At 70.9% G+C, this 1,626-nt stretch carries 2 protein-coding genes and 1 pseudogene; all 3 read left to right on the plus strand.

What is annotated here, in order from left to right; all coding sequences use genetic code 11:
- A pseudogene (locus ACOADB_RS00965) lies at window positions 1-484 on the plus strand (FAD-containing monooxygenase EthA); the annotation flags it as partial.
- Window position 485: 1 nt separating this feature from the next.
- Window positions 486-1,424, plus strand: coding sequence for an alpha/beta hydrolase (locus tag ACOADB_RS00970; RefSeq protein WP_378596055.1), 939 nt, complete (start codon window positions 486-488; stop codon window positions 1,422-1,424).
- Window positions 1,421-1,626, plus strand: a 206-nt coding sequence (locus ACOADB_RS00975; protein WP_378596056.1) for an SDR family NAD(P)-dependent oxidoreductase, incomplete at its 3' end; no start/stop codon positions are given. The genes ACOADB_RS00970 and ACOADB_RS00975, both read left to right, overlap by 4 nt.

Consider the following 1,626-nt stretch of genomic DNA (forward strand, 5'->3'; position numbering starts at 1 on the left):
GCTCGAGGCGGACATCATCGTGACGGCCACCGGCCTGCAGCTGCAGGTGCTCGGCGGCCTGAAGCTGACGGTGGACGGCGTGCCCCGCGAACTGCACAACGGCATGACCTACAAGGCCGTGCTCGTCGAGAACGTCCCGAACTTCTCCTGGATCTTCGGCTACACCAACGCCCCGTGGACGCTGAAGTCCGACATCGCCGGCGAGTACCTCTGCCGCCTGCTCCAGCACATGGATGAGAACGGGTACGTCGCCGCGACTCCTCACGACAGCGACGACTCGGCGCTGGACGAGGGCATCTTCGGCTCCCTGCAATCGGGCTACCTGCAGCGTGGCAAGGCGATCATTCCCCGCCAGGGCGCCGCGGGACCGTGGAAGGTCGCGATGGACTACGCCCACGACTGCAAGGTCCTCCAGGACGACCCCATCGACGACGGCGCACTGCACTTCGAGACGCAGCGCCCGGCTCTCGCGAAGGTCGGCTGACATGTCCCCGGTCAGCTTCTTCAGCAAGAACGTGGCGTGCGCGGCCTGGCACCTGCCCGGCCAGGGTGACGCCTTCGTCGGAACCGGCGGCCGACCCTGCGTCGTGATGGCGCACGGCTTCGGAGGCACCCGCGACACCGGCCTCCTCGCGTTCGCCGAGGGGTTCGCCGCCGCCGGTCTCGACGTGCTCCTGTTCGACTACCGCGGGTTCGGCGACTCGGACGGGTCACCCCGCCAGCTCGTGTCGTTCCGCCAGCAGCGCGCCGACTACGTCGCGGCCATCGCGGCGGCACGGACGTTGCCCGGCGTCGACCCTGAGCGGATCGTGCTCTGGGGGACGTCGTACTCGGGCGGGCACGTCGTGCCCGTCGCGGTGGCGGACGGACGGATCGCCTCCGTGGTGGCGATGACTCCAGCCATGGACGGCCTCGCCGCCCTGATCGCGATGTACCGCCACGGTGGGGTACGACGACTGGCCCCCCTGGTCGTCAACGGACTCCGCGATGCCACCCGTGCCCTGCTCGGTCGCGCGCCGCACCACATCGCGCTCGTCGGCGAGCCCGGCTCGACCGCCGTCCTGACCGGCCCCGGCGCCCTCGCGGGCTACACCGCACTCGCCGGACCGACGTGGCGCAACGAGGTGTGTGCCCGGGTGGCCCTCGAGGTCGCGTTCAACCGGCCGATCCGCTCGGCCTCGCGGTTGCGGACCCCGCTCCTCGTCCAGGTCGGGGAGAACGACTCGGTCGTCCCGCCTGCGTCCTCGAAGCGGGCCGCGACCCGCGCCGGTGGCCCCTCCGAGCTGAAGGCCTATCCCCTCGACCACTTCGACATCTACGACGGCCCGGAGCAGCACCGCGCACTGGCCGACCAGATCGACTTCCTCCGCCGGCACCTCGCCGGTCAGGTCCGACACACCACAAAGAAGGTGGCATCACGATGAGCAGCTATTCCGTCAACAACAAGGTCGCCCTGGTCACCGGAGCCGCCCGCGGGATCGGCTTCGAGGTCGCCCGGCAGCTCGCCGAGCGCGGCGCCCTGGTGGCCCTGGTCGATCTCGACCCGGCCGCGACCGCGGCTGCCGCCGCCACGATCGGTGATCGGGCGATCGGCATCGGCGCCGACGTCACCGACGCCGCCGTCAT

It is taken from the genome of Nocardioides sp. CPCC 206348 (assembly GCF_048654705.1).
Taxonomy (GTDB): Bacteria; Actinomycetota; Actinomycetes; order Propionibacteriales; family Nocardioidaceae; genus Nocardioides.

Excerpts from the sequence above, each read along its gene's own strand:
- ACOADB_RS00970 (WP_378596055.1), top strand. The coding sequence starts at position 486 with ATGTCCCCGGTCAGCTTCTTCAGCAAGAACGTGGCGTGCGCGGCCTGG.